Source organism: Bacillus sp. GbtcB14, from assembly GCF_019091205.1.
GTDB lineage: Bacteria > Bacillota > Bacilli > Bacillales > Bacillaceae_G > Bacillus_A > Bacillus_A cereus_AG.
Genome location: NZ_JAGXJT010000046.1, coordinates 1 through 1,976 on the forward strand (window position 1 = coordinate 1; position 1,976 = coordinate 1,976).

Below are 1,976 nucleotides of genomic sequence, written 5' to 3' on the forward strand. Positions count from 1 at the left end.
TTTTTAGCAGCATCTACCGCACAATTAATAAGTCACATTCTTACCCTAAGAAGAGAAAAGAAAAACTATAAGAAAGCATGTTATCAAAACTTATATTCACCAATAATTTTTAAATTAACCGATTATATAAAATCTGAGTCATATTATGATGATTTTTATGAACTGAACACTACTTACCAAAAACCTTCTGATATTTTTCATGAAGTATTGCAACACATTGAAAAGAATCTAGTTTATACAAGTGTGGATATTATTAATATCTATCAAGTGTGGAAAAGAGATTACTCGCATCCTTCAAGTAAAGATGAATTACCTAGCAACGTGAAACTAGAGAATCAAATGGATTTAAACATTTCATTTGCTAATATTTTTTTTGCACAGTTTTTAAAGATTAACAAGTCGTTAAAGTTTAAGCACAAAATAGTAAATGAGGAACTAAGAGCGCCTTATTTTTTCACTCACTTTTTCTTATTAATTAAGGAATGTACAAGGCCTTATTCTGTAACATTCGAGGAAATATTTTCTATATATGATTTAATAGAAGCTATCTTATTACCAAATAACAATTATACAGAGAGAATTATTTCTATTAGGAATAATTTAGACAAAGTTCAATCTACAAATCTTTATAAAAATGATGATCGGGTTCATGAAGCGTATCTTTCTGCGTACGAACTCTTATATGAAATCGTAAATGAGATGGCAATCATTAGTGAAGAAAGAGCAACAGATTTTAAAGATTTTCTCGACTCTCAGATTCAAAAGTAGTTTCCTTAGATGAAAAGGTTAAGAGATTAGAAGAGCAAATTTATAATATAGAAAAAGAGGCCTTTAAAATGCCTCTTTTTCTATGTGTCGTCTAACATTACTTAGAAGATGTACTTCTTGCCAAAATGCTGAGAACTGATATGAAATACATTGGAAATAGCAGACTTTTCACCATTGAGAACCTAAATTCATTGCCCCCATTGATTTTTATAGTAAAATTTGTAAAAATGTGGGAAGTATTTTTCTTCTACGATTTCCCTTGGTACACCAAGAGCATTCATTAAAAATGTAATTATTTCTTCTTTTTCCTCCTTGTTTCTCTTATGGAAAAGTATTGCTTGAGAGAATCTTCTTTCAAGTGCTTTCAGTAACTGTATTGGTGTCAAGAGTTCAAGATCCTTTGTATGTTGAGTAGCTTCTTCTTGATAATCAGAAGCCTTTCGTTCAGACGCTGCACCATGACTACGATTTGGGCGGGATTTAGCTAATATTAACCGTAAATAAATGCTTTCTGACTTCGCTTCTTCAACTTGTTTTTTACTAAACCAATGGTCAACATCAAACTTTTTGTCTTTTAGTTCTGTTGTTGATTGAAGTGTAATCTCCATTAATTTGATAAATTGGTCTTTATAATTATCATATGAACATAATGCCCATACTTCAGGAATTAGTAATGGACTACTAATATTATCAAAGTTAATTTTTGCAATTTTATTATCATTATAGTATTCCACACACGTTTGAAATTCCTTTGCGTATAATACTAATTTTTCTCTAGTAGCAGCAACTGGAACGCCCCAACATAATTGATCTGTGGCTGATAAAAATACTCTTTCTCCTTTTGTATTCATTACTTTACCTGGGGGCTCAACTACTCTACTAAGAATATTTTTGTTTGTAGTGCATAATACTCTTCTAATAACATATTTTTCACTCTCCTCATTCGGGATTATTCGACAATTTTTGGGTATACCCTTTATTTTAAGTTATATTTAGTAGTAAGTACGGATATGTAATAAAGTATTACGTTTAAAGCCCAATAGTTTTTTAAGATTGGAAGAACCAGATTTATAAATTAGAAAATATCTTGCTATCATTATATTTAATGTGTAATATATAGTTATAATGTTAGTTTAATTGATTCCGTTTATTCCCACACCTTTTTTTGTGTTGTGGTTGAGTTGTAGAAGCAAGTTGCGTCTTGTTTC

The 1,976-nt window shown here is 30.1% G+C and carries 2 protein-coding genes; one reads left to right on the forward strand and one right to left on the reverse strand.

The window, feature by feature from the left end:
- On the forward strand, window positions 1-768 hold a 768-nt coding region (locus KVT31_RS29270; RefSeq protein ID WP_217613698.1), incomplete at its 5' end, for a hypothetical protein.
- A gap of 188 nt (window positions 769-956) precedes the next feature.
- Here the strand turns inward: KVT31_RS29270 and KVT31_RS29275 are convergent.
- A complete protein-coding gene (locus tag KVT31_RS29275) occupies window positions 957-1,619 on the reverse strand; it encodes a hypothetical protein (protein ID WP_217613699.1) in 663 nt (220 codons plus the stop codon).
- Window positions 1,620-1,976 lie beyond the last annotated feature (357 nt).

What these genes read in the sequence shown, in the direction of transcription:
- KVT31_RS29275 (WP_217613699.1), bottom strand. Translation starts at nt 1,619, where the DNA reads ATGAATACAAAAGGAGAAAGAGTATTTTTATCAGCCACAGATCAATTA.